The sequence below is a fragment of the Mucilaginibacter ginkgonis genome (assembly GCF_009754905.2).
Taxonomy (GTDB): Bacteria; Bacteroidota; Bacteroidia; order Sphingobacteriales; family Sphingobacteriaceae; genus Mucilaginibacter; species Mucilaginibacter ginkgonis.
In genome coordinates this window covers 952,302-974,022 of record NZ_CP066775.1, presented here as the reverse complement: position 1 = coordinate 974,022, position 21,721 = coordinate 952,302, and the positions used below count along the sequence as shown (strand labels likewise).

Genomic DNA, 21,721 nt, shown 5'->3' with positions numbered 1-21,721 from the left:
TACCCTCGAAATTTTAAAGATTTGCCTCAGCCTCGGCTTTTATACGGGCAAGCTCTGTCAAATTACCTTCAATAACAGACTTTACGGCATTAAACTTACTGGTAAGTAAGGCTACATCCGGCATGCCGCTTTTACCCATATGCTCAACTTCCTGCATTGCTGCCTGGCTGGCCGTCATTCCAAAAAAACCAAGGTTTGGTTTTATTTTGTGCGCGGTAGCGCCAACAATTGCCCAATCCTGAACGCTGATAGCAAAGTCGATCTCATTCAACATCTGCGGTGACTGCTGTAAAAACATATCGATAGATTCCACGATAAATTCATTACTGCCATCGGCTATTTCGTACAGGAAGGTTAGGTCAAGGTCTTGGTTACCAGACATAAGGGCGTTTTTTGAAACCCAAAGTTATAATTTTTTTATATTCAACGTATCTGCAAGGTCGTTTTTCAAATCCGTTACGGTCTTATTCAGCACCGGATGATGAAGGCGAGGTGCAATCTCAGCCAACGGTTCTAAAGTAAAACCCCGCTTGTGCAAATGAGGATGGGGTACAGTAAGGTCAGCTTCACAGATGATGTCATCGCCATAAAACAAAATGTCGATATCTATCGTGCGCGAGCCCCACTTTTCCAGTCTTTCGCGACCGAGTGCTTTTTCTATCGCTAGTATATCCGCCAATATTTTTTGTGCAGGCTTGTCTGTCGAAAGCATGATTACCTGGTTCAGATAATCGGGCTGATCACTTCTCCCCCATGATTGCGTTTTATAAACCGACGACTTCAAGATTACAGGAGCAATGTCCCGCTCGATATGATCTATCGCTTTACTCAAATAAGTTTGCCGGTCGCCAAGGTTACTGCCCAGCAGTAAAAAAACATTAATCATGTTGTAACAAATATCGGTGTTATTGCTCTTAACAATAGTTACCTTGTGTTAAGTTTGTTGTGCTTAAAGTTTTACACGTTTAAATGAAACAATTTTTCAAGTTTGTTTTGGCCACTATCGTTGGCTTGATCATCACTTCTGTAATATTATTTTTTGTATTGATAGGCATTATTGTATCTGCCGCTACTTCAAAACCGGCTAGTGTTGCTTCAAACTCCATCTTAACTATCACTATAGATCATCCTATATCAGAACGCACGCCAAAAAATCCTTTCGCCGGCATAAACTTCTGGGGCTTTAATAATAAATCTATCGGCCTCGATGATATTCTTGAAAACATAAAACGGGCAAAAACAGACAATAATATTCGCGGCATATTTCTCAACCAAAGCTATATGCTATCGGGCCAGGCAACTACGGAAGAAATTCGGAAGGCCCTGATAGATTTCAAGAAGTCGGGCAAGTTTGTGGTGGCTTATGGCGAGATCTACACACAAAGCTTTTACTATTTAGCCAGCGTTGCCGATAAAGTTTATCTGAACCCAAAAGGCATTTTTGATTTCGGCGGATTTGATTCACAGATCACTTTCCTGAAAGGCACGCTTGATAAACTAGGAGTGGAAGCACAGATCATTAAAGTAGGGACGTACAAAAGCGCGGTAGAGCCTTTCGTGCTTACAAAAATGAGCGATGCCAATCGCGAGCAGGTAACATCTTACCTCGGTTCGTTGTACGACTATTTTATAAACAACATCAGCATTAGCCGAAATATACCTACTGATACACTTCGCGATGTTGCTAACAACCTGCGCGTACAATATCCCGAAGATGCATTGAAATATCGCTTGGTAGACGGATTAAAATACAAGGACGAGGTATTGGATCTCTTAAAAGATCGCATCGGCGTTCAACATAAGAAAGATCTGAGCAGCGTTGACATAGAAGATTATACTAAAGGTGATGATGACAGGGCCGATAAAACATCAGGTTTGCAGAATATTGCAGTGATATACGCCTCGGGCGATATTGGCGGCGGTGATGGCGACGACAACGCTATAGGTTCTGAGAAGCTATCTGCCGCTTTGCGCAAAGTGCGTATGGACGATAAAGTTAAAGCGGTTGTATTAAGGGTAAATTCTCCGGGAGGAAGTTCGCTGGCATCAGCCGTTATATGGCGCGAAGTTGTGCTTACCAAAAAGGTGAAGCCGGTTATTGTTTCTATGGGCGATTATGCCGCATCGGGAGGTTACTACATCTCATGTGCAGCAGACTCTATCATTGCAGAGCCTAATACCATCACGGGGTCTATTGGCATATTTGCTATCCTTCCCAACATGCAAAAATTGTTCAATGATAAATTGGGTGTAACATTCGATGGTGTAAAAACAGGCAAGTTTTCTGATTTAGGCAACATAAGCCGCCCGCTTACGCCGGAAGAGCGGACAATTTTGCAAACACAAGTTAACCGGGGTTACGACGAATTTACTCAGGCAGTTGCGGAAGGGCGTCACAAAACCCAGGTGTACGTCAACAGCATTGGCCAAGGCCGTGTTTGGACAGGCACGCAAGCTTTAAAGATTGGCCTTGTTGATCGTTTGGGTAACATCAATGACGCCATTGAGTCGGCGGCGAAGAAAGCTAATCTGAAGGACTATAAACTTGTGTCCTACCCCGAGCAAAAAGGCATCTTTAGCAAATTGGGCAGCAGCATGTCAGAAGATGTGAAAGCAAATATGATAAAAAAAGAGCTTGGCGAAAACTACAGCTACTATGAACAAATTAAGTCGCTGCAAAGCATGATGCGCACGCCGCAAGCACGTTTAGCATATCAGGTGAACATTAAGTAGGCATCAGGGTACGTAACTCCGGCCTGCGGTTAATGTTAAAACAAATAACCTGGTTTTAAATTATAACAAAGCCATCTGCAAACTAACAGGTGGCTTTTGTACTTTTACGGTGCCGGTTATATATGGAGAATAAAAAAATTGCACGTACCCTTAGGTTGCTTTCGCACCTTATGGAGCTTCATGAAGAAAATCCCTTCAAGATAAAATCTATTGCTAACGCGGCTTTCAAAATTGATAAGCTGCCTTTTAAGATTGCCGGCAAGCCGGCTGGTGAAATAGAAAAAATTGAAGGTATTGGTAAAAGTACCGCTGCAAAGATTGAAGAACTAATAAAGACTGACTCCATTACAGACCTGGAAGCTCTGCTGCAATCCACGCCGGAAGGCGTTGTCGAGATGCTAGGCATTAAAGGACTCGGACCTAAAAAGATCGCCATCATTTGGCGGGATCTGCATATCGAAAATATTGGTGAACTCTTATATGCCTGTAACGAGAACCGTTTGGTCGAAGCAAAAGGTTTTGGTTTAAAAACTCAGGAAGAGATCAAAAAAATGATCGAATTCCGCATGGCGAGTAACGGCAGTTTCCTGTATGCGCAAGTAGAACCGGAAGCTGCTAAACTGTTTGATTCATTAAAGGCTGTCCTCCCCGATTCGCTGATGGATTTTAGTGGACAGTACCGTCGCAATTGCGAGATCATTAATGAACTGTCGATAGTAATCGGCACCCGTGATCCGTCGATAGGCATCAGCGCGATAACCGATGCTGAATTGCTAATGAATTTTAAAATTGATGAGTGCCATTTGACAGGTGAGTTGGAAAACGGCTTAATGGTGGAACTGATCTGTGTTGAAAAACGCTATTATTTTAAAGAATTGTTTAAACAAACCGGGTCGGAAGAACACGTTGACGAAGTGCTTAAGCGCATTGCCGACCAGGATATTGACCAACCGGAAAGCGAACAGCTCATTTATCTAAAGGCCGGCCTTCTATGGATACATCCTGAACTTCGCGAAGGCACGGATATACTGAACTCAGCAATCCCTACAGAACTCATCACCCCGGGCGACCTGGTTGGCACCCTGCATAACCACAGTGATTGGAGCGATGGTGTAAATAGCATCAAAGACATGGCGCTTTACTGCCGCAACGAACTTAAGCTGCAATATCTGGGTATTTGCGACCACAGTAAAAGTGCTATCTATGCCAAGGGTTTAAGTATAGAGCGGGTTTACGCTCAGCATAAAGAGATAGATGCATTAAATAAAGAGCTAGACAACTTTCATATTTTTAAAGGCACAGAGGCAGATATCTTAAATGACGGCTCGCTTGATTACCCTGACGAAGTATTAAAGACGTTCGACTTTGTAGTTGCATCGGTGCACTCCAATCTACGCATGGAGAAAAGCAAAGCTACTGCCAGGCTAATAAAAGCAATCGAGAATCCATACACTACTATCTTGGGCCACCCCACCGGGCGTCTTTTATTAACCCGTAAAGGATACGAAATTAATTACGAGAAGGTGATAGATGCCTGCGCTGCAAATAATGTGGTCATAGAGATAAATGCCAACCCGCTGAGACTGGATCTCGACTGGCGCTGGCAGGGATATGCCTTAACCAAAGGTGTGATGTTATCCATTAACCCCGATGCGCACCGGGTTGAAAGTTTTCACGACATGAAATATGGTGTATTGGTTGCAAGGAAAGCCGGCCTCACTAGAGAGCATTGTTTGAACGCACACGATCTTGCAGCTATCACAGAAATATTTAAAAAGAAAAAGCCGTAAGCCAATCATGTTAGCAGATAAACTACGCAAGTTAGATAAGACCAAACAACCAAATATTTTAGTGGTTGGCGACCTTATGCTCGACCGTTATGTTTGGGGATCGGCCAGCAGGATATCGCCGGAGGCACCTGTCCCAATTGTTCACGTAAATAAAGAGACTGCCACTGTTGGCGGCGCCGCAAACGTTGCGCAAAACTTAGTGTCCCTGGGGGCAAAGGTTACTTTGGTAGGAATCACTGGCAATGATGCTGCCTCAGACGAATTAAAGGTTCTTCTCGAAGCAAAAGGTATATCGGCACGAAATTTAAGCACAGATATTTCCCGCCCCACTACAGTTAAAACACGCTATCTATCGGGCAATTACCAAATGTTGCGCGTAGATGTTGAAAGTAACAAGCCATTGATTGCGGAAATAGAAAAAGACTTACTAATAAAACTTGATAGGTTGATAGCACAGGCAGACATTATATTGCTGTCAGATTACAACAAGGGCTTATTTACGCCAACGCTTACTCAGTATATTATCAATGCTGCAAACGAAGCAGGTAAAAAAGTTATCATAGATCCAAAGGGGCCAGATTACAGTAAATACGCCGGCGCGTTCATTATAAAGCCTAACAGGAAGGAATTGGCAGAGGCTGCAAAAATCACCGGGATCGGGGATGTAGCATCACTGCAAAAAGCGGGCGATATTATTCTTTCACAAACTGGCATTAAATATCTGGTGGTAACGCTCTCTGAAGAAGGAATGGCAATCATAAGCCTTGGTGGCACCACTATGCTGCCTGTAAAAGCCACGGAAGTGTTTGATGTTACCGGCGCGGGGGACACTGTACTGGCAGCAATAGCCTATTTTGTTGCCAGCGGATTTTCAGTTGAGGAGGCATGCGTATTGGCTAACCATGCGGCCGCCATTGTGATCAAACACGTTGGTAACGCGGTCACTACCGTAGATGATATCTTGAAACACATAACTAACAACTGATATGGCCGCCATCATCGATACCATTTCTAAGAAGATCAAACCCTTTGCTAAGGCAAAAGAACAGATTATCTTATGGCAAAATGACGGTGAAAAGGTTGTATTTACAAACGGGGTATTTGATTTAGTACACCCGGGGCATATCACTTACCTGGCTAAAGCCAAAGAACTGGGCGATAAATTAGTCATCGGCCTTAACGCTGATGTATCCGTAAAAAGAATTAAAGGTCCCGAGCGCCCGGTGAATCCTGAGGAAGCCCGCGCTTTATTATTAGCCGCTTTTTCGTTTATAGACCTTGTCGTTATGTTTGATGAAGACACCCCTGTCCGTCTTATCAGTGAATTGCTGCCCGATATCTTAGTAAAAGGAAGCGACTACGCCATCAATAACATTGTTGGTGCCAAAGAAGTGCTGGCAAACGGCGGTGAAGTTAAAACTATAGATTTCGTAGACGGATTTTCATCCACATCCATCATCGAGAGGATAAAAGCTGCCAACCGCTGATGAAGATATTGATTATGCGCTTTAGTGCCATGGGCGACATCATCTATACCACACCGGTAGTGAGATGTTTAAAACAACAATTGCCGGGCGCCGAAGTTCATTTTTTAACCAAACCGGCATTCAGGTATATTTATGATGGCAATCCGCATTTAGATAAGCTGCTATTATTAAAGCAAACCCTTAGCGAGACTATCGCTGATGTAAAAGCAGAGAATTATGATTACATTATAGACCTGCACAATAACCTGCGTACGTCAATCATAAAGCTCAGGACGGGAGTAAAATCTTCGACTTACAAAAAACAACGTTTGCGCAAATGGCTCAGCCTTAAATTCAACTTAAAATTGGTGCCATCAACGCATCTCGTTGACAGATACCTAAAAACCTTGAAATTTCTCGGTATAACCAATGATGGCAAACCGATAGATTACTATATAAAGCAGAATTACGACTTAAAAGATCTCCTTCCTTTAACTCATCATGGTGGATATGTTGCGTTTATAATCGGTGCCACGCATTTTACCAAGCGGATGCCCAATAGTAAGATCATTGATGTTTGCAGAGGAATAAACAAACCTATACTATTGCTTGGTGGCGAAGACGTTAAAGCCAATGGCGATAAAATCGCCGCCGCTGTGGGCGACAACATTTATAACGCTTGCGGCAGGACAACGCTTGACCAGTCAGTGTTTCTCGTTGCTAATGCTGTAAACGTTATTGGTTTTGATACCGGACTTACTCACATTGCAGAAGCTTTTAACCGTCCCATCGCTTCTATCTGGGGAGGCACCATTCCGGAGTTGTTAGGCGTACAGCCCTATCACGTTGAAAACGCCGAGGTTATTGGTATAGATCTCCCCTGCCGGCCATGTTCTAAATTTGGATTGCCTAAATGCCCCCTTGGTCATTTTAAATGCATGTATGACATTCCCGAAGAAACTATCATTAATTTTGCGAATCATGTTTCTTAATCGCTTAAGACTCGTCTTTCTTTTTTTAAGTTTTTGCGCCACCAGTCTTACTGTTCATGCACAGAAGATTAATTTGGCAGTGAAACTTGGCGGTGGTTTGGCTTATCAGCAAATTGACAATCCCGATGTTGTAGGTGTAAATACCGTTGGCTCATTTAGTTTTGGCGGTTTAGCCACTTATGCGTTACCGCAACATCTTGAGTTACAAGGTGGCGTGACGGTATCCCGTAAAGGGGCGATTATTGTGGAAGACGCGGTTACAACAACGCAACGCGTTACGTCGGTGGATCTTCCGTTGACCATTGTGCGAAACATAGATGCAGGTCGTTTAGGGTATGTCTATATTGGCCCCGGAATATACTACTCGAGGCATATTGGCGGAAACGTTTATTATCAAACCCCCAGCAGCGCCACATCAGACAAATTAGAATTTGGCCCGGACCTGGACCTTCGCCGCGACGATTTTGGTTTGGATTTCACCACCGGTATCAGGCTTAGAAACAATCTTCTTTTTGATGTAAGCTACCAATTTGGATTAAGAAATATCGCATCTACCCGTTTTACAGATACCGGTACAGACGCTATTAAAAGCCGCATGTTCACCGTTAGCCTGGGTTATTTTATCAGATAACGCCTATGAAACAGTTGCTGCTAGTAAGACATGGAAAGGCAGCGGACGATAGTCCGCAAGGCGATTTTGGCCGCGAATTAAAAAAGTCTGGCGTTGCAGATGTTGAGCAAGTAAGCACGCAACTCAAAGCTAAGAACCTAAACATAGAGACTATTATTACCAGCGATGCTGCGCGTGCAAAAGCAACAGCGCGTATCATTGCCGATCATCTGAATATTTCAAACACTGCGGAAGACCACCGCATTTATGAGGCTGGCGATAACACGCTTCTAAAAATCATAACATCAATTGACGAACAATATCATTCGGTGATGCTTGCCGGACACAATCCTGGCTTTAGTTCGATAGCCACTTACTTAAGTGGCCAGTTTATTAATCTGCATACTTCCGGAGCCGTGCTTCTGCAATTTGATTTCGATAGCTGGCAAGAAGTTTCCGCGAGTACAGGCCGTATCGTTTGGGAAAGCGAAAGCTAATTTATCGCGTAAGTTTTTCCTGGCATAGAGCGGATAAATCCCTGCATTTCGAGGTTCAAAATATTCATAGCCAGCAAGCTCATCGGCATACCGGTTTTGATGGTCAGGTCATCTATAGCTATACCTGCGTTCTGCCCCAATATTTCCATGATGAAGCGCTCATCAGTAGTTAGGTCCATTGCCAGCATTAACTGATTTTGCTTTACCGGTACCTGGTCATCTTGCTTTTGCCAGCCTAAAATGTAAGCCAGGTCTTCGGCGCAGGTAAGCAAGCCTGCTTTATTGTGTCTTATTAAAAAATTACAACCTTCAGAGTATTCATCACCTACCCTCCCGGGAAAGGCAAATACATCACGGTTGTAAGAATTGGCGATCTCAGCTGTGATTAAGGCACCGCCTTTTATACCGGCCTCGACCACTACTGTGGCGTCTGCCATACCCGCTACGATGCGATTACGCGCCGGGAAATTTTCGCGGTCGGCAATGGTGTTCGACGGATATTCGGTCAGCAATCCGCCATTCGCCATCATCTTATCTGCGGTGCCGCGGTGGCTTGCAGGATATAGCCTGTCCAAGCCATGCCCCAACACGCCAACAGTTTGTACGTCTTGCTTGATACACTCTTTATGCGCGGTAACGTCAATACCATAGGCCAAACCGCTAAGGATGGTAACACCATAACTTTTCAAATCAGTAACTAACTCCTGGCACAATAGCCGGCCATAATCTGTTGCTTTACGCGTACCCACAATGCTGATCACACGTTGTGTATTAAGGTCCATCTTACCTTTTGCATACAGTAAAATCGGGCTGTCATTGCAAAGCTTCAAGCGTTTAGGATATCTCGGGTCGTTGAAAAAGATTACGTCAATGTCATGCTTATCTACAAACGCAACCTCTTTTTCAGCAAGCTTTAAAGCAGAATTCAGGTCGAGTTGATCTATCGTTTTCTGCCCTATGCCCGGAGCGCGTAGAAATTTAGATGGTGGAATCTTAAAAACGTCTTCGGCGCTGCCGGCGTAAGCCAGCATTGATTTGGCCATAACCGGCCCTACGTTTTTTATAAAGCTTAAAGCGACTTGATGGATAAGGGACATTTCGGCATCAAAATAAATATTTGATGAGAAAATCAGGCTTTTATGTAGAGAACTTTTTTTGTCTCGAAAAAGTCTTCGTCAAAGTAGTCTTTCAAATCAAAACTTTGCACTTTAAGTTTAGACTCTTTGATCTCGTCAGTAAGGTCGCCGCCTTTTAGATACAGAATTCCGTTTGCTATCTGGTTATCATTGCGTTTCGAGAACTTGTCCTTAATCCACGGATAAAAATCGGCCAACCGCGTTACCGCTCTTGACACTACGAAATTAAATTTACCGCCAACCTGCTCGGCCCGTGTGTGGCTGGAAGTCACGTTTTTTAAACCTAAGCCGGATGCAACTTCATTTACAACCTTAATTTTTTTCCCGATAGAATCAACCAAATGGAAGTTGGTCTTCGGGAACAAGATAGCCAACGGAATACCCGGAAACCCGCCTCCGGTGCCGACATCTAAAACGCGCTCCTCAGGCAAAAACGACGCAACTTTGGCAATGCCCAATGAATGCAGCACGTGGCGTTCATACAACTCGGCGATATCTTTTCTCGATATTACATTGATCTGGCTATTCCAGTGTTCATAGAGCACCTGCAATTGATCTATCTGCTTTATTTGGATTTCAGACAGGTCCGTAAAGTATTTGGTTACAAGATCAGAGGTCATCTACATTCTTTTGATTATCCAATATCTTGCCTAGCAAGAACTTAGCCCTGTATAATTGGGCTTTCACTGTTCCCAAGGGCAAACTCAATTGCTGGGCTATTTCCTCATATGAAAGTTCGTCAAAATACCTCAGTATAATAAGATTGCGATGTCGCGATGGCAAACTATCTATCAGTACTTTAAGGTTGTTGTTTTGCTGCTTTTTTATCGAAACTTCCTCCGGGTCAAGGTCAGGGGTTTTGATCTGCATGGGCAAATTGTCTTCCACATCTATCATCTCATCTAAAGAAACCGTTTCCAGTTTTTTACGCCGAAGAAAATCAATACAGTTATTTGTTGCGATACGAAACAGCCATGTTGTAAAGGCAAATTGGGGCTGAAAATTACTTAACTTATCAAAGGCTTTCGCAAAGGTATCAACAGTAAGATCCATAGCATCTTCCTTGTTGTTTACCATTTTAATACATATCTGGTAAATGGAATCCTTATACCTTTTCATGAGCGCGGCATACGCTTTCTGATCTCCGCCTAATGCTTTTTGCACCATTTGGAAATCTTTCCTGGCATTTTCAGTAAAGTTGTGATTTACTTCCATTTCTTAGTTCTGCCAAAAGCGCCCATCAAGCCAAAAACGTTAATGCTCAAATAATAAAAGAGATCATAAAAAGGCATTAACCATAAAAGGTCTTTACCCCAAAAATGTTTAAAAGGTTTGATGTAGATGATCAATTGCAGCAGCCACCTCAATACCAACATTCCTAGTGCGCTATACAAAGTAATTGGATTACCTATACAAACAAATAAGGCTGCATAAAATAACAACCCCGTAAATGCATCTAACGTTAGCAAACGCTTATGACGCGTTTTATACATTTTGCCGGCACCCATATGCCGCCTTTTTTGCCTTATCCACTGACCAAAGGTCCTCTTAGGCTCACTTAAAGTAAAAGACTGATGATCTGTAATTATCGCAACGTTAGTTGATGTTGCATTCTGATTTACAAAGATATCGTCATCGCCGGACATGATGTGCATGTGCGATGCGAAGCCTTTATTGTCAAAAAACAATTGTTTGCGATAGCCCATGTTACGGCCAACGCCCATATAGGCATCACCTTTCACAGCGGCAGAAAGGTAGTTGATAGCCGTTTTGATTGTTTCAAAGCGGATCATCGCGTTTAACAGTCCGCCGGTTTTGTGATAGGGAGAGTACCCTAATACAATGTCATTCTCCGGGTTGCTAAACTCTGCTGCCATAAGGCTGATCCAATTCTCGGATGCAGGTTCGCAGTCCGCATCGGTAAACAAAAGGCAATCATATTTAGCGGCTTTGATGCCCATTGTTACGGCGAATTTCTTACCGGTCACAAAGTTGCGGCTCTCTGTAACGGTAACAATCTTAAGGTTGGAATATTCCTTTTCCATGGCCTCCAAAATCCATTTGGAATCGTCTACCGAGCAATCGTTTACCAAGACAACTTCAAAGACCGGATATTTTTGATTAAGAAACGCCGGAAGAAATCGCTGCAGGTTTTCTGCCTCATTCCGCGCGCATATCACTACAGAAACAGGGATGTTCACGTTTGCCGGTTCTTGTGTCGAAAGGTATTTATTGAGGCTGCTTTGCCTGATCAACAAATACAACACCTGGAATAAGAAACAAATGCCGGCTAAAGCCGCAAATGCATAGTAGATTAAAACGTTCAAAACCAGCTATAGAATAATTGACAAAAGTGTTAAAAAACAATGAATTTACTTAACAATGCAGCGTACAATTTAACCCCTTGAAAATGTTATTTTTGTAGCCCTACAATGAAATTTACTTTAACAGCGCAAGACCCACTTTCTAAAGCCCGCGCGGGCCAACTCACTACCGACCACGGCACTATTCAAACGCCAATTTTTATGCCTGTGGGCACCGCGGGAACAGTTAAAGCGGTGCATCAGCATGAGTTGCGGGATGATATTAAGGCGCAGATCATTTTAGGTAACACCTATCATCTATATTTACGCCCCGGTCTTAATGTGCTGGAGAAAGCTGGTGGTTTACATCGTTTTAATGGTTGGGACGGACCTATCCTTACCGATAGCGGCGGTTACCAGGTATACTCATTAACTGATGTACGCAAGATAAAAGAAGAAGGTGTGACCTTTCGCTCTCATATCGACGGGTCGAAACATTTATTTACGCCCGAAGGGGCGATGGATATTCAGCGTACCATAGGCGGTGATATCATCATGGCTTTTGATGAATGCACCCCTTACCCTTGCGAGTACAATTATGCCCGCCGCTCTATCGAAATGACGCATCGCTGGTTAAAGCGCTGCTGCGACAGGTTTGATTCTACTGAGCCCAAGTACGGCTACAGCCAAACCCTGTTTCCAATCGTGCAGGGATCTGTGTACAAAGATTTGAGGGTAAAATCGGCAGAAGTTATTGCGTCATTTGAACGAGAAGGTAATGCTATAGGAGGTCTTTCTGTAGGTGAGCCTGCCGAAGAAATGTATGCCATGACAGAGCTAGTGTGCGACATATTACCGCAGCAAAAGCCACGCTATTTGATGGGCGTAGGTACGCCGGTTAATATTTTAGAGAACATTGCGCTTGGCGTAGATATGTTCGATTGCGTGATGCCTACCCGCAACGCACGTAACGGTATGCTTTTCACTAAAGAAGGGATCATTAATATTCGTAATGAGAAATGGAAAGACGATTTTTCACCAATTGAAGCAAACAGTGACCTATGGGCTGATACGCAACACACCAAGGCATATTTAAGACACCTGATGGTAGCCGGAGAAATGCTGGGCGCACAGTTGGCCAGTTTGCATAACCTGCATTTCTATCTGTGGCTTGTACGACAGGCGCGGGAAAAGATTATTAGCGGCGAGTTTTACGACTGGAAAAATGTGATGGTTAAAAAATTAGGTCAGCGGTTATAAGGATGAAGCGGTTGTTTGATAAATATCTTAAAATAATCGATTGGTATATTATCCGTAAATACTTGGGCACCTTTAGTTTTACGGTGGCTTTATTTATGGTGATCATCGTTGTTTTTGATGTATCAGAACACCTCGACAACTTTTTAAAAGCCCATGCGCCCATCTCGGCCATTATATTTCAATACTACGCCGGTTATCTGCCGTTTTATACCAATATCCTTTTACCGCTAATCAATTTCCTGGCTGTAATATTTTTTACGGCTAAGATGGCCAACCAAACAGAAATTGTGCCTATCCTAAGTGGTAAAGCGAGTTTCAACAGGTTTTTGAGGCCGTATTTCTTTTCATCGTCTATTATTTTTATTGTTTTCTTTTTCGCCAACCTGTACTTAATCCCTTATACCAATAAGCTGGACGTGCAGTTTGAAAACACCTATTTTAACGAAACTGATCCAACAAAAAGTGAGGTACACATGCAACTGGATAAGCACACCTTTGTGTACCTACAGTCTTTTAACGCGGAAAGCCACACAGGTTTCGACTTTGTTTTAGAGAAATTTGACGGCGACCAGATGCGCGAAAAATTGACCTCTAATACTATTACCTACGACTCGCTTAAGCACACCTGGTCCATAACGAATTTTACCCGCAGGACTGTAAACGGGTTACATGAAACGCTTTACACGGGGCCCAAAATTGATACTGTTTTAGATATGCGCCCGGCCGATTTTGAGGTGCACGACAACATCTACCGGGCTATGGTAATGTCTGAGCTGAACAAGAATATTAAACGCGAAGAGATTCGCGGTACAGGTGCGCTTACAGATATGCTTTTTGAGAAATACCGGCGCTTTGTCTACCCGCTTTCGTCTTACGTGTTGATGATCATAGGCGTGGCTATATCCTCCCGTAAAGTGAGGGGTGGTGTGGGCCTTCCGCTGGGCATTGGCATTTTCCTTTGCTTCACTTACATAGTGGTAGACAGGTTTGCCTTCGTGTTCTCAGTTAAGGGTGGAATGCCTCCTATAGTGGCGGTCTTTATACCCAATGTTGCCTTCGGGTTGCTGGGTTATTACCTGCTCCGTAAGGCGCCAAAATAGATGCAACAAACCAACCATACTGGCGAAGCAGGCATTAATAAAAACCTGCTGATCCTTCATTTTACCGTTTTCATCTGGGGCTTTACCGGTGTACTTGGAAAGCTTATTTCCATATCAGCCATTAACCTTGTCTGGTACCGCGTCCTGATCGCATTTGCCACCCTTTTTCTTTATTTCAACATACGGAAGGTAGTCTTCAAAGTTGACCGGAAAACGTTTATAAAACTGTTTCTAACAGGCGCCCTAGTAGGCGGGCACTGGATATTATTCTTCGGTTCCATAAAGGCTTCCACCCTTTCGGTAGCCTTAGTTTGCCTTTCATCTATCACACTTTTTACCGCGATTTTCGAACCGTTGATCAATAAAAAAGCCATCTCGAAATTGGAAATCGCCGCGGGTATTTTAATTATTGCCGGAATCATTATCATCTTCAAATTTGAATCCCGATACACTAAGGGTATTATTATGGGCCTTTTTAGTGCAATTTTTGCCAGCCTGTTTTCCATTATAAATGCACGGCAGGTTAAGAAATTAGAAGCGCCTGTTATAGCGTTTTACGAATTAGCAGGCGCCCTAATCTGGATCTCACTATTCCTAGCAGCTACCGGAGGCTTTGCAAATTTTGCTGTCCCGGGTAGTCAAGACTTTGGTTACCTGCTACTATTAGGAACGGTGTGCACCTCCCTAGCCTACGTTGCAGGCGTGTCTGTTATGCGCGAGTTCTCTGCTTTTAAGGTGGCATTGATTACCAACCTTGAGCCGGTTTACGGCATCGTTATGTCTTTTCTTTTCTTTGGTGAACTGCGCCTATTGACGCTTGGATTTTGGATTGGGGCAATTCTTATTTTATCGACAGTGTTCTTATTTCCGTTCGCTCAAAAGCACATTAGCCGCCGCCGCGCAAAGTAGATCGAAGCTATTTGTATCAAAAATTACGTTTAACTATTTGTTAAATACTGGACATGTTTATGTCCCAGTGATTGAAATCACGTCGTTTCATTTCCACCGATACGTCCCGAAATACCATTTCTTGAAAATCAGGCTTAGTGTACGTTTTATATTTGCCTTTTAAAAACCAGAACATACCGCAGAGGTTTAAATTGGTCAATTATCTCCGCAGCGAATTCAATTAAATTTAAAATTTATTAATTATTTATAATTGATAATCAATTAATTGATTAAATTATATAAATAAGTAGTTTAAGATTTTTTCCACAAATGACTGTTTAATTACTAAATATATTAGTAAATGCATTTCCTTGAAAGTATGAAGATTGTTATTATGCTGATTTTCAGTAAATTGAGATATCTAACTTAAATAATAAATACTCCTAAGATATTTTAGAGCCGGATTTTAGTAAGTGTAAAGAAACTACACACGGACAGCAAAAAACCAGGGGAAGATTTTTGTTTTTGCATATTGTTAATGTACGGCGAGGAGTAACAGCGCAATCGGATTACAATTAACTAAAATGAAATATGCTATAACCGTGCCAAAGCATCAGGCGAAGGGTCACTCCTATCCCGTCACCCTTTTTTGTTGAGTTTAAATTTGCATATTGGCTTACCAAAATTTAAGACATGCGGCTGCCAACAATTTTTATTTTGATAGCAACTATTTTGCTCACCATCATTTTTATGCAGAACACAGGCGAGGTTAAGGTGACCATTCTATTCGGAGAGTTTTACATGCCCAAGCTTGTGATCTTTACTGGCATCTTTGTCGCCGCGTTTATCATGGGAGTTATAATGGGCAGGCCAAGAAAGTCGCGGCGGGTGTCTGACTTTGACCGGCATGAAGACACGGACGCTCCGCCTGCGGGTAAGACGATGAGCGACGAAGACCGCGATTACATTAGTTAAGAAATCTCGTTACACTTTGTAAAATATTCGGCAAGATTTTTCAAGGTGGCTGAGATTAGGCTGAACTTCAAATATCCCGAAGACAGCTGCACCGCTTCCGCTCATACTTGCATACAAAGCCCCTGCTTTGTAAAGCTCATTTTTCAAGTCTTCGATAACCGGGAATTTCTTGAATACGGATCTCTCAAAATCATTTTTGATTTCATGCTTCCACTCTGCTACAGGCAACTTAATCGAGTCACGCAAATCAGCAGTTCCGTCCTGTGCCACTACCCCGCTATAAGCATCTGCTGTGGACACGTGAACATCGGGCATCGCTACTACCAGATAGTATTTGGTGAGATCTAATTCGGCCTCTTTAAAGACATCTCCTTTTTGCGTAGCGTAAACAGGTTTGTTGCGGATAAAAAATGCGCAGTCGGCGCCAAGTTGACGTGCATAGTTTTCCAAATCATCATCACTTAAATTAAGATCACTTAGTGTATTGAGTTGCTTTAAAAAGAAGGCTGCGTCTGCAGACCCGCCGCCTAAGCCGGCGCCTATGGGGATGTGCTTATGCAGATGGATATTTACTCTCGGAAGCGGATGGTCGCGAGAAACGAGCTCATAAGCTTTTATACAAAGGTTTTTTTCGTCACCTCCCGGGATATTTATCCCCGAAGAAGCAAAATGCATTACAGGGGCTGTAATGGCTTCTAAGGCATCGTAAATTTTTACCGGATAAAAAATCGTTTCCAAATTATGATAACCATCGGCGCGTTTAGCAATTACGTTTAGGCCGATATTGATCTTGGCATTAGGGAAAACGATCATAAAACTTATTCTACAGTTATGCACAAATGTAGGATACGTTAGTGTTATTTTTTTTATTTGTCTTTTGGTTATCGAGCGGCTGTGTTACCAACTTTTTAGGTTTCACTCAATGATAAACTCGGGTACTAATACTTGATAAACCAGTAACTAAAACCACAATGAAACAATACCTCGACCTGATGCGCCACGTTTTAGAAAACGGCGCACAGAAACATGATAGGACCGGCACAGGTACTTTAAGCGTATTTGGCTACCAAATGCGTTTTAGCCTGCAGGATGGGTTTCCTTTAGTGACAACTAAAAAGTTGCACCTTAAATCTATCATCCATGAGTTGATTTGGTTCCTGAGCGGTGACACAAACATTAAATATTTAAAGGATAATGGTGTGCGCATTTGGGACGAGTGGGCCGATGCTGATGGAAACCTTGGCCCTGTTTATGGATACCAGTGGCGCTCATGGCCTACGCCGGATGGCCGCCATATTGATCAGATTAGCCAGGTAGTGAACACGATCAAAAATAACCCCGACTCGCGCCGTATAATGGTATCTGCCTGGAATGTTGCCGACATAGACGGCATGGCTTTGCCGCCCTGCCATAGCTTGTTCCAATTTTACGTAGCAGATGGCAAGCTTTCCTGTCAGCTTTATCAGCGCAGTGCGGATATCTTTCTAGGCGTACCGTTTAATATCGCTTCTTACGCCCTGCTTACCATGATGATGGCACAAGTGTGTGATCTGCAGCCAGGCGATTTCATTCACACTTTTGGCGACGCGCATTTGTATAACAATCACATAGAGCAGGCTCAACTGCAGTTAAGCCGCGAACCGAGGCCATTGCCAACCATGAAAATCAACCCGGAGGTAAAAAATATATTCGATTTTAAGTTCGACGACTTCACCTTAGAAAATTACGACCCGTGGCCGCATATTAAAGGCGCTGTAGCGGTATAAGGATTTATTCGTAAATTTGGGTATGACAGCGATCGAATTAAAAAATCGGATTGATGCCGAGTTGGAAAAACTATCTGAAGAGAAATTGGAGAACGTTTTGAAATACACCATAGAACAACAAATCTCTAATGATCTTGATAAACATCTACAGAGAATAATGGACGAAGATGATAATCTTTTGAGAAGATTGGCTCGATGATTAACTTGTTGGATGTCGAACGCATTCATAACGTCCTGATTGACGCTTATGGCGGAAGCAAAGGCATACGGGATATTGCCGGGTTGGAAGCTGCTATTAACCGCCCATTTGCAACATTCGATCAACAAGATTTATATCCTTCCGCATTTGAAAAGGCAGCAGCAATTTTTGAAAGTTTGATAATTAATCATCCTTTCATCGACGGCAATAAAAGGATTGCCTACGCTATGGCACGCGTAATTCTTCTAAAAGATAATCTGACATTAGAAGCTACAGAAGATGAAAAGTACAATTTCGTGATTGCTGCCAGTACAGGCGAATTACGCTATGAAGATATTCTTGCTTTGTTAAAATCTAACGTTGCGTCAATAAAATGACCCTTTCTGTTGTTGTCGCCACTGCTCCGGATAATGCCATAGGCAAGTACAACGCCTTATTATGGCGCATGCCCGCAGACTTAAAGCATTTTAAAGATATTACCAGCGGTCATGCCGTTATTATGGGCCGCAAAACTTTTGACTCTATAGGCAAACCTCTTCCTAACCGCCGGAACATTATTATCACCAGGCAGGCTATGCAAATTCCGGGCTGTGAAGTAACACATAACATTGATGAGGCCATTGATCTATGCAGGAACGAAGCAGAGGTATTCGTAATTGGCGGGGCAGAAATATATCGCCAGTCTTTGCCAATGGTATCTCGTGTTTATCTAACCCTGGTTCATCATTCTTTTGACGCCGATACTTTCTTCCCGGAGTTGGATAAGAATGACTGGAAAGAAATTAGCCGCGTGGACCATCCTTCCGACGAAAAAAATCCTTATCCATACTCCTTTATTACGCTGGAGCGCGCGTAACAGTAACACCCTATTTTTTGTTTCAATTTTAAATTACGGGCTAGCAAAAATTTGTTAGATTTGCCGACTTGTTTAAAATAGCAATAAACCGAATAATTACATATTTAAGAGAAAATGCAAGGTAAAGGGGTTGTAAAGTTTTTCGCCATTTTGTTGGCAATTGTTTGTTTATACCAGCTTTCGTTTACTTGGGTAACCCGCAAAGTAGAAAACGACGCTAAAGTTTATGCCAAAGGAAATGCAGAAAAAGAAAAGAGATATTTAGACTCGATATCTACCCAGCCTGTATACCCGTTACTTAAACATACCTACCAATATTGTAAAGACCGCGAGCTGGCCTTAGGTCTGGACCTTAAAGGTGGTATGAACGTTACCATGCAAATTTCTTTGGGCGAGTTGATCAAAACTTTGTCTGACAATAACCCCGACCCTGCTTTTAACCAGGCGCTTTCTAAAACAGAGATACTTTCGCATACAGACCCGGGTAACTACATTACCCTGTTCATGAACCAATACAAGCAAATTGCTCCTGAGGGTAAATTGGCGCCAATATTCGCGACAAAAGAAAACCAGGAAAAAATCAAGTTCAATTCTTCTAACGCAGAAGTTGAAAGCTTTTTGAAAGACCAGGCCAATGCAGCTGTTCAGCAGTCATTCCACATTTTAACTACACGTATAGACAAATTTGGTGTAACCGGTCCGAACATTCAATTACAATCGGGCACCAACCGCATTTTGGTTGAACTACCGGGCGTTACAGAAAAAGACCGCGTGCGTAAACTGTTGCAAGGTTCTGCGAAACTTGAGTTCTACGAAACCGGTGAGAATGCCGAAGTTGCCCCTCTTCTGGCAAATATCAACAGCCTTGTAGCAGCGAAAAGCAAATCGACTAAAAAGGATACGGTTAAAGCAGATACTGCTAAAGCTAAAGTGGCTGCTGCCGCACCGGCTAAGAAAGACTCTTCTAAACTGGGTTCTCTTTTAAACAAAGTTCAAAAAAGCACAGCTAAAGATACCAGTACAGATAAAACAAACGCGCTGGCTCAAAACCCGTTCTTTGCTGTTCTTAACCCTGCAATATTCCCTAATGCTAACGGTCAGCAGCAATATGGCCCGGGCCCTGTAGTTGGTTACTCACAAGTAATAGATACCGCCAAGGTTGACGCTTACCTGCGCATGCCAGAGGTTAAAGCCATTATTCCGCAAAATCTGCGTTTCTTATGGTCTGCCAAAGCAAATAAAAACACACAGGGTAAATCGATATTTGAATTATACGCTATCAAATTATCTGGCATCAACAACGGTCCTGTTCTTTCTGGTGAGGTAATCACTGACGCTAACTCTGACATTAACCAGGCTCAGGGTGGTTATGAAGTGACCATGGACATGAACTCTGAAGGTGCAGAGAAATGGCGCGAGGTTACAGCAGCGGCGGCCGGCAGCCCAACTAACGAGAATGACAACCGCTCAATCGCTATCGTCCTTGATGATAACGTCGTTTCCGCTCCGCGCGTAAGCAACGAGATCAGCGGCGGCCGTTCATCTATCTCGGGTAACTTTTCACAAGAAGAAACAAAAGACTTAGCAAACATTCTTAAAGCAGGCCGTTTGCCTGCTCCTGCCCGCATCGTGGCAGAAGATGTAGTTGGCCCTACATTAGGCCAGGAAGCTATTAACGATGGCTTAATGTCATCATTGATCGGTTTAGTGGTAGTATTGGTATTCACCATCGCATACTACAACCGCGCAGGTACGGTAGCGGTTGTTGCCGTGTTTATCAACGTTTTCTTCCTGATGGGGGTGTTGACCAACATTGGTGCTGTGTTGACACTTCCGGGCGTTGCGGGTATCGTGCTGATCCTGGGTATATCTGTAGATGCTAACGTGTTGATTTACGAACGTGTACGTGAGGAGATGGCTCTGGGCAAATCTTTACGCATCAGCATTGCAGACGGCTTTAAACATGCCTTGTCGTCTATCCTCGACTCGAACATCAGTACGTTCTTAACCGGTTTGATCCTGTTCATCTTCGGTACAGGTCCTGTACAAGGTTTCGCTACCACGTTGATGATCGGTATCGTAACTTCATTGTTCTGTTCATTGCTGATCTCCCGCCTAATTTTCGAGTGGATGCTTGATAAAGGCTGGGATATTAAATTTTCTAACCCGTGGAGCGCGCATACCTTTAAAAATGCGAACTACGCCTTCGTTAAAAACAGGTTTAAGTTCTACGCTTTCTCGGGTATATTCATTTTAGCAGGTATCATCTCTATGTTTACCCGCGGCTTTAGCTACGGTGTAGATTTCCGCGGAGGCCGCACGTATGTGGTTAGGTTTGATAAGGATGTGAATGTAGAAGACGTGCGTAAAAACCTGACCGCTACTTTCGGCGAGGGTAAAGCCATTGTTAAAACTTACGTAAATAACAATCAGCAGGTAAACATTACTACAGATTATCTGATAGATGACAACTCTACCGCTACTGATAATAAGGTTGAACAAACTTTACGTCAGAGTTTAAGCAAGGTAAATCCTAACTTTACCATACCAAGCCAACAAAAGGTAGGCCCCACAATTGCGGAAAGTATTAAAACATCCGCTATCTGGACGGTATTGTTCGCTATCGCGGTAATTTCGGTTTATATTCTGATTCGTTTCCGCAGATGGCAGTTTAGCTTGGGTGCGATGATCGCTACCGCGCACGATGCATTATTGGTATTGTCATTCTTCTCACTTTTCAATGGCTACCTACCATTTGCACTTGATATCGACCAAAACTTTATCGCGGCTATCCTGACAGTAATTGGTTACTCCATTAATGATACCGTTGTTGTATTCGACCGTATCCGTGAGTTCCTGAACCAAAACGTTGGCAAAAACGAAGACACTAAAGTGGTTATCAACCGCGCTATTAACAGCACGTTAAGCCGTACCATTATCACAGCATTGACGGTGATATTTGTGTTGATCGTGTTGTTCATCTTTGGTGGTGACGTTATCCGCGGCTTCTCATTCGCATTGCTGATCGGTGTGTGCTTCGGTACGTACTCATCTATTTGCGTAGCTACCCCGGTAATTGTCGACTTCGGCAAAAAAGACTTGAAATAAAGATTATCAAATTCATAATAATCAAAGCCCCGAAGAACATTC

The 21,721-nt window shown here is 43.0% G+C and carries 22 protein-coding genes; 15 read left to right on the top strand and 7 right to left on the bottom strand.

Annotated features, from left to right (window positions below):
• Positions 1 to 13: 13 nt before the first annotated feature.
• Positions 14 to 382: an Hpt domain-containing protein gene (locus GO620_RS04450; RefSeq protein WP_157526778.1), complete on the bottom strand. Its 369-nt coding sequence runs from the start codon at positions 380 to 382 to the stop codon at positions 14 to 16.
• A 24-nt stretch (positions 383 to 406) separates the two neighbouring features.
• The gene (gene folK, locus GO620_RS04445) at positions 407 to 886 is read right to left on the bottom strand and encodes a 2-amino-4-hydroxy-6-hydroxymethyldihydropteridine diphosphokinase (RefSeq protein WP_157526779.1); all 480 of its coding nucleotides are present in this window, start codon (positions 884 to 886) and stop codon (positions 407 to 409) included.
• An 83-nt stretch (positions 887 to 969) separates the two neighbouring features.
• Here folK and sppA point away from each other — a divergent pair, with 83 nt between their 5' ends.
• From sppA to GO620_RS04410, 7 genes are all read left to right on the top strand, one after another.
• Positions 970 to 2,733 carry a signal peptide peptidase SppA gene (gene sppA / locus GO620_RS04440; protein ID WP_157526780.1) on the top strand — a complete coding sequence of 588 codons (1,764 nt, stop codon included), beginning with the start codon at positions 970 to 972 and terminating at the stop codon, positions 2,731 to 2,733.
• 122 nt (positions 2,734 to 2,855) lie between these two features.
• On the top strand, positions 2,856 to 4,523 hold the full coding sequence (locus tag GO620_RS04435; protein ID WP_157526781.1) for a DNA polymerase/3'-5' exonuclease PolX: 1,668 nt from the start codon (positions 2,856 to 2,858) through the stop codon (positions 4,521 to 4,523).
• Between the two features lie 7 nt (positions 4,524 to 4,530).
• Positions 4,531 to 5,508, top strand: a complete 978-nt coding sequence (gene rfaE1, locus GO620_RS04430; protein WP_157526782.1) for a D-glycero-beta-D-manno-heptose-7-phosphate kinase — start codon at positions 4,531 to 4,533, stop codon at positions 5,506 to 5,508.
• Between the two features lies 1 nt (position 5,509).
• A complete protein-coding gene (gene rfaE2, locus GO620_RS04425; RefSeq protein ID WP_157526783.1) occupies positions 5,510 to 6,010 on the top strand; it encodes a D-glycero-beta-D-manno-heptose 1-phosphate adenylyltransferase in 501 nt (166 codons plus the stop codon).
• Positions 6,010 to 6,981: a glycosyltransferase family 9 protein gene (locus GO620_RS04420; protein WP_157526784.1), complete on the top strand. Its 972-nt coding sequence runs from the start codon at positions 6,010 to 6,012 to the stop codon at positions 6,979 to 6,981. Before rfaE2 ends, GO620_RS04420 begins: the two co-directional genes overlap by 1 nt.
• 79 nt (positions 6,982 to 7,060) lie before the next feature.
• Positions 7,061 to 7,612 (top strand): outer membrane beta-barrel protein, encoded by a 552-nt coding sequence (locus GO620_RS04415; RefSeq protein ID WP_244139486.1) that lies wholly within the window; start codon positions 7,061 to 7,063, stop codon positions 7,610 to 7,612.
• Positions 7,613 to 7,617: 5 nt separating this feature from the next.
• The gene (locus GO620_RS04410) at positions 7,618 to 8,088 is read left to right on the top strand and encodes a SixA phosphatase family protein (protein WP_157526786.1); all 471 of its coding nucleotides are present in this window, start codon (positions 7,618 to 7,620) and stop codon (positions 8,086 to 8,088) included.
• Here the strand turns inward: GO620_RS04410 and dprA are convergent.
• From dprA to GO620_RS04390, 4 genes are all read right to left on the bottom strand, one after another.
• The gene (gene dprA / locus GO620_RS04405) at positions 8,085 to 9,131 is read right to left on the bottom strand and encodes a DNA-processing protein DprA (RefSeq protein ID WP_244139459.1); all 1,047 of its coding nucleotides are present in this window, start codon (positions 9,129 to 9,131) and stop codon (positions 8,085 to 8,087) included. The two genes, GO620_RS04410 and dprA, sit on opposite strands and share 4 nt — an antisense overlap.
• 86 nt (positions 9,132 to 9,217) lie before the next feature.
• Positions 9,218 to 9,844, bottom strand: a complete 627-nt coding sequence (gene rsmG / locus GO620_RS04400) for a 16S rRNA (guanine(527)-N(7))-methyltransferase RsmG (RefSeq protein WP_157526788.1) — start codon at positions 9,842 to 9,844, stop codon at positions 9,218 to 9,220.
• Positions 9,834 to 10,439: an RNA polymerase sigma factor gene (locus GO620_RS04395; RefSeq protein ID WP_157526789.1), complete on the bottom strand. Its 606-nt coding sequence runs from the start codon at positions 10,437 to 10,439 to the stop codon at positions 9,834 to 9,836. The genes rsmG and GO620_RS04395 overlap by 11 nt, the downstream gene beginning before the upstream one ends.
• A complete protein-coding gene (locus tag GO620_RS04390) occupies positions 10,430 to 11,551 on the bottom strand; it encodes a glycosyltransferase (RefSeq protein WP_244139458.1) in 1,122 nt (373 codons plus the stop codon). The genes GO620_RS04395 and GO620_RS04390 overlap by 10 nt, the downstream gene beginning before the upstream one ends.
• A gap of 105 nt (positions 11,552 to 11,656) precedes the next feature.
• Here GO620_RS04390 and tgt point away from each other — a divergent pair, with 105 nt between their 5' ends.
• The 4 genes from tgt (at position 11,657) to GO620_RS04370 (ending at position 15,750) form a co-directional block, all read left to right on the top strand.
• Positions 11,657 to 12,787, top strand: coding sequence for a tRNA guanosine(34) transglycosylase Tgt (gene tgt, locus GO620_RS04385; protein WP_157526790.1), 1,131 nt, complete (start codon positions 11,657 to 11,659; stop codon positions 12,785 to 12,787).
• A 2-nt stretch (positions 12,788 to 12,789) separates the two neighbouring features.
• Positions 12,790 to 13,887 carry an LptF/LptG family permease gene (locus GO620_RS04380; protein WP_157526791.1) on the top strand — a complete coding sequence of 366 codons (1,098 nt, stop codon included), beginning with the start codon at positions 12,790 to 12,792 and terminating at the stop codon, positions 13,885 to 13,887.
• Entirely contained in the window at positions 13,888 to 14,796 is a 909-nt protein-coding gene (locus GO620_RS04375; RefSeq protein WP_157526792.1) for a DMT family transporter, read from the top strand. It abuts the gene before it with no gap.
• A 672-nt stretch (positions 14,797 to 15,468) separates the two neighbouring features.
• The gene (locus tag GO620_RS04370; RefSeq protein WP_157526793.1) at positions 15,469 to 15,750 is read left to right on the top strand and encodes a LapA family protein; all 282 of its coding nucleotides are present in this window, start codon (positions 15,469 to 15,471) and stop codon (positions 15,748 to 15,750) included.
• 9 nt (positions 15,751 to 15,759) lie between these two features.
• On the opposite strand, the gene ispE is transcribed toward GO620_RS04370, so the two are convergent.
• Complete coding sequence (gene ispE, locus GO620_RS04365) at positions 15,760 to 16,563, bottom strand: 4-(cytidine 5'-diphospho)-2-C-methyl-D-erythritol kinase (protein WP_157526794.1); 804 nt, start codon at positions 16,561 to 16,563, stop codon at positions 15,760 to 15,762.
• A 158-nt stretch (positions 16,564 to 16,721) separates the two neighbouring features.
• Between ispE and GO620_RS04360 the strand changes: the two genes are divergently transcribed.
• The 4 genes from GO620_RS04360 (at position 16,722) to secDF (ending at position 21,679) form a co-directional block, all read left to right on the top strand.
• Positions 16,722 to 17,516, top strand: coding sequence for a thymidylate synthase (locus tag GO620_RS04360; protein WP_157526795.1), 795 nt, complete (start codon positions 16,722 to 16,724; stop codon positions 17,514 to 17,516).
• A gap of 207 nt (positions 17,517 to 17,723) precedes the next feature.
• Positions 17,724 to 18,092 carry a type II toxin-antitoxin system death-on-curing family toxin gene (locus GO620_RS04355; RefSeq protein WP_198173618.1) on the top strand — a complete coding sequence of 123 codons (369 nt, stop codon included), beginning with the start codon at positions 17,724 to 17,726 and terminating at the stop codon, positions 18,090 to 18,092.
• Entirely contained in the window at positions 18,089 to 18,571 is a 483-nt protein-coding gene (locus GO620_RS04350) for a dihydrofolate reductase (RefSeq protein ID WP_157526798.1), read from the top strand. The genes GO620_RS04355 and GO620_RS04350 overlap by 4 nt, the downstream gene beginning before the upstream one ends.
• Positions 18,572 to 18,685: 114 nt before the next feature.
• Positions 18,686 to 21,679 (top strand): protein translocase subunit SecDF, encoded by a 2,994-nt coding sequence (secDF, locus tag GO620_RS04345; RefSeq protein ID WP_157526799.1) that lies wholly within the window; start codon positions 18,686 to 18,688, stop codon positions 21,677 to 21,679.
• Positions 21,680 to 21,721 lie beyond the last annotated feature (42 nt).

Coding starts and splice junctions, on each gene's coding strand:
- GO620_RS04450 (WP_157526778.1), bottom strand. CDS start 382: ATGTCTGGTAACCAAGACCTTGACCTAACCTTCCTGTACGAAATAGCC.
- folK (WP_157526779.1), bottom strand. CDS start 886: ATGATTAATGTTTTTTTACTGCTGGGCAGTAACCTTGGCGACCGGCAA.
- sppA (WP_157526780.1), top strand. CDS start 970: ATGAAACAATTTTTCAAGTTTGTTTTGGCCACTATCGTTGGCTTGATC.
- GO620_RS04435 (WP_157526781.1), top strand. CDS start 2,856: ATGGAGAATAAAAAAATTGCACGTACCCTTAGGTTGCTTTCGCACCTT.
- rfaE1 (WP_157526782.1), top strand. CDS start 4,531: ATGTTAGCAGATAAACTACGCAAGTTAGATAAGACCAAACAACCAAAT.
- rfaE2 (WP_157526783.1), top strand. CDS start 5,510: ATGGCCGCCATCATCGATACCATTTCTAAGAAGATCAAACCCTTTGCT.
- GO620_RS04420 (WP_157526784.1), top strand. CDS start 6,010: ATGAAGATATTGATTATGCGCTTTAGTGCCATGGGCGACATCATCTAT.
- GO620_RS04410 (WP_157526786.1), top strand. CDS start 7,618: ATGAAACAGTTGCTGCTAGTAAGACATGGAAAGGCAGCGGACGATAGT.
- dprA (WP_244139459.1), bottom strand. CDS start 9,131: ATGGCCAAATCAATGCTGGCTTACGCCGGCAGCGCCGAAGACGTTTTT.
- rsmG (WP_157526788.1), bottom strand. CDS start 9,844: ATGACCTCTGATCTTGTAACCAAATACTTTACGGACCTGTCTGAAATC.
- GO620_RS04395 (WP_157526789.1), bottom strand. CDS start 10,439: ATGGAAGTAAATCACAACTTTACTGAAAATGCCAGGAAAGATTTCCAA.
- tgt (WP_157526790.1), top strand. CDS start 11,657: ATGAAATTTACTTTAACAGCGCAAGACCCACTTTCTAAAGCCCGCGCG.
- GO620_RS04380 (WP_157526791.1), top strand. CDS start 12,790: ATGAAGCGGTTGTTTGATAAATATCTTAAAATAATCGATTGGTATATT.
- GO620_RS04375 (WP_157526792.1), top strand. CDS start 13,888: ATGCAACAAACCAACCATACTGGCGAAGCAGGCATTAATAAAAACCTG.
- GO620_RS04370 (WP_157526793.1), top strand. CDS start 15,469: ATGCGGCTGCCAACAATTTTTATTTTGATAGCAACTATTTTGCTCACC.
- ispE (WP_157526794.1), bottom strand. CDS start 16,563: ATGATCGTTTTCCCTAATGCCAAGATCAATATCGGCCTAAACGTAATT.
- GO620_RS04360 (WP_157526795.1), top strand. CDS start 16,722: ATGAAACAATACCTCGACCTGATGCGCCACGTTTTAGAAAACGGCGCA.
- GO620_RS04350 (WP_157526798.1), top strand. CDS start 18,089: ATGACCCTTTCTGTTGTTGTCGCCACTGCTCCGGATAATGCCATAGGC.
- secDF (WP_157526799.1), top strand. CDS start 18,686: ATGCAAGGTAAAGGGGTTGTAAAGTTTTTCGCCATTTTGTTGGCAATT.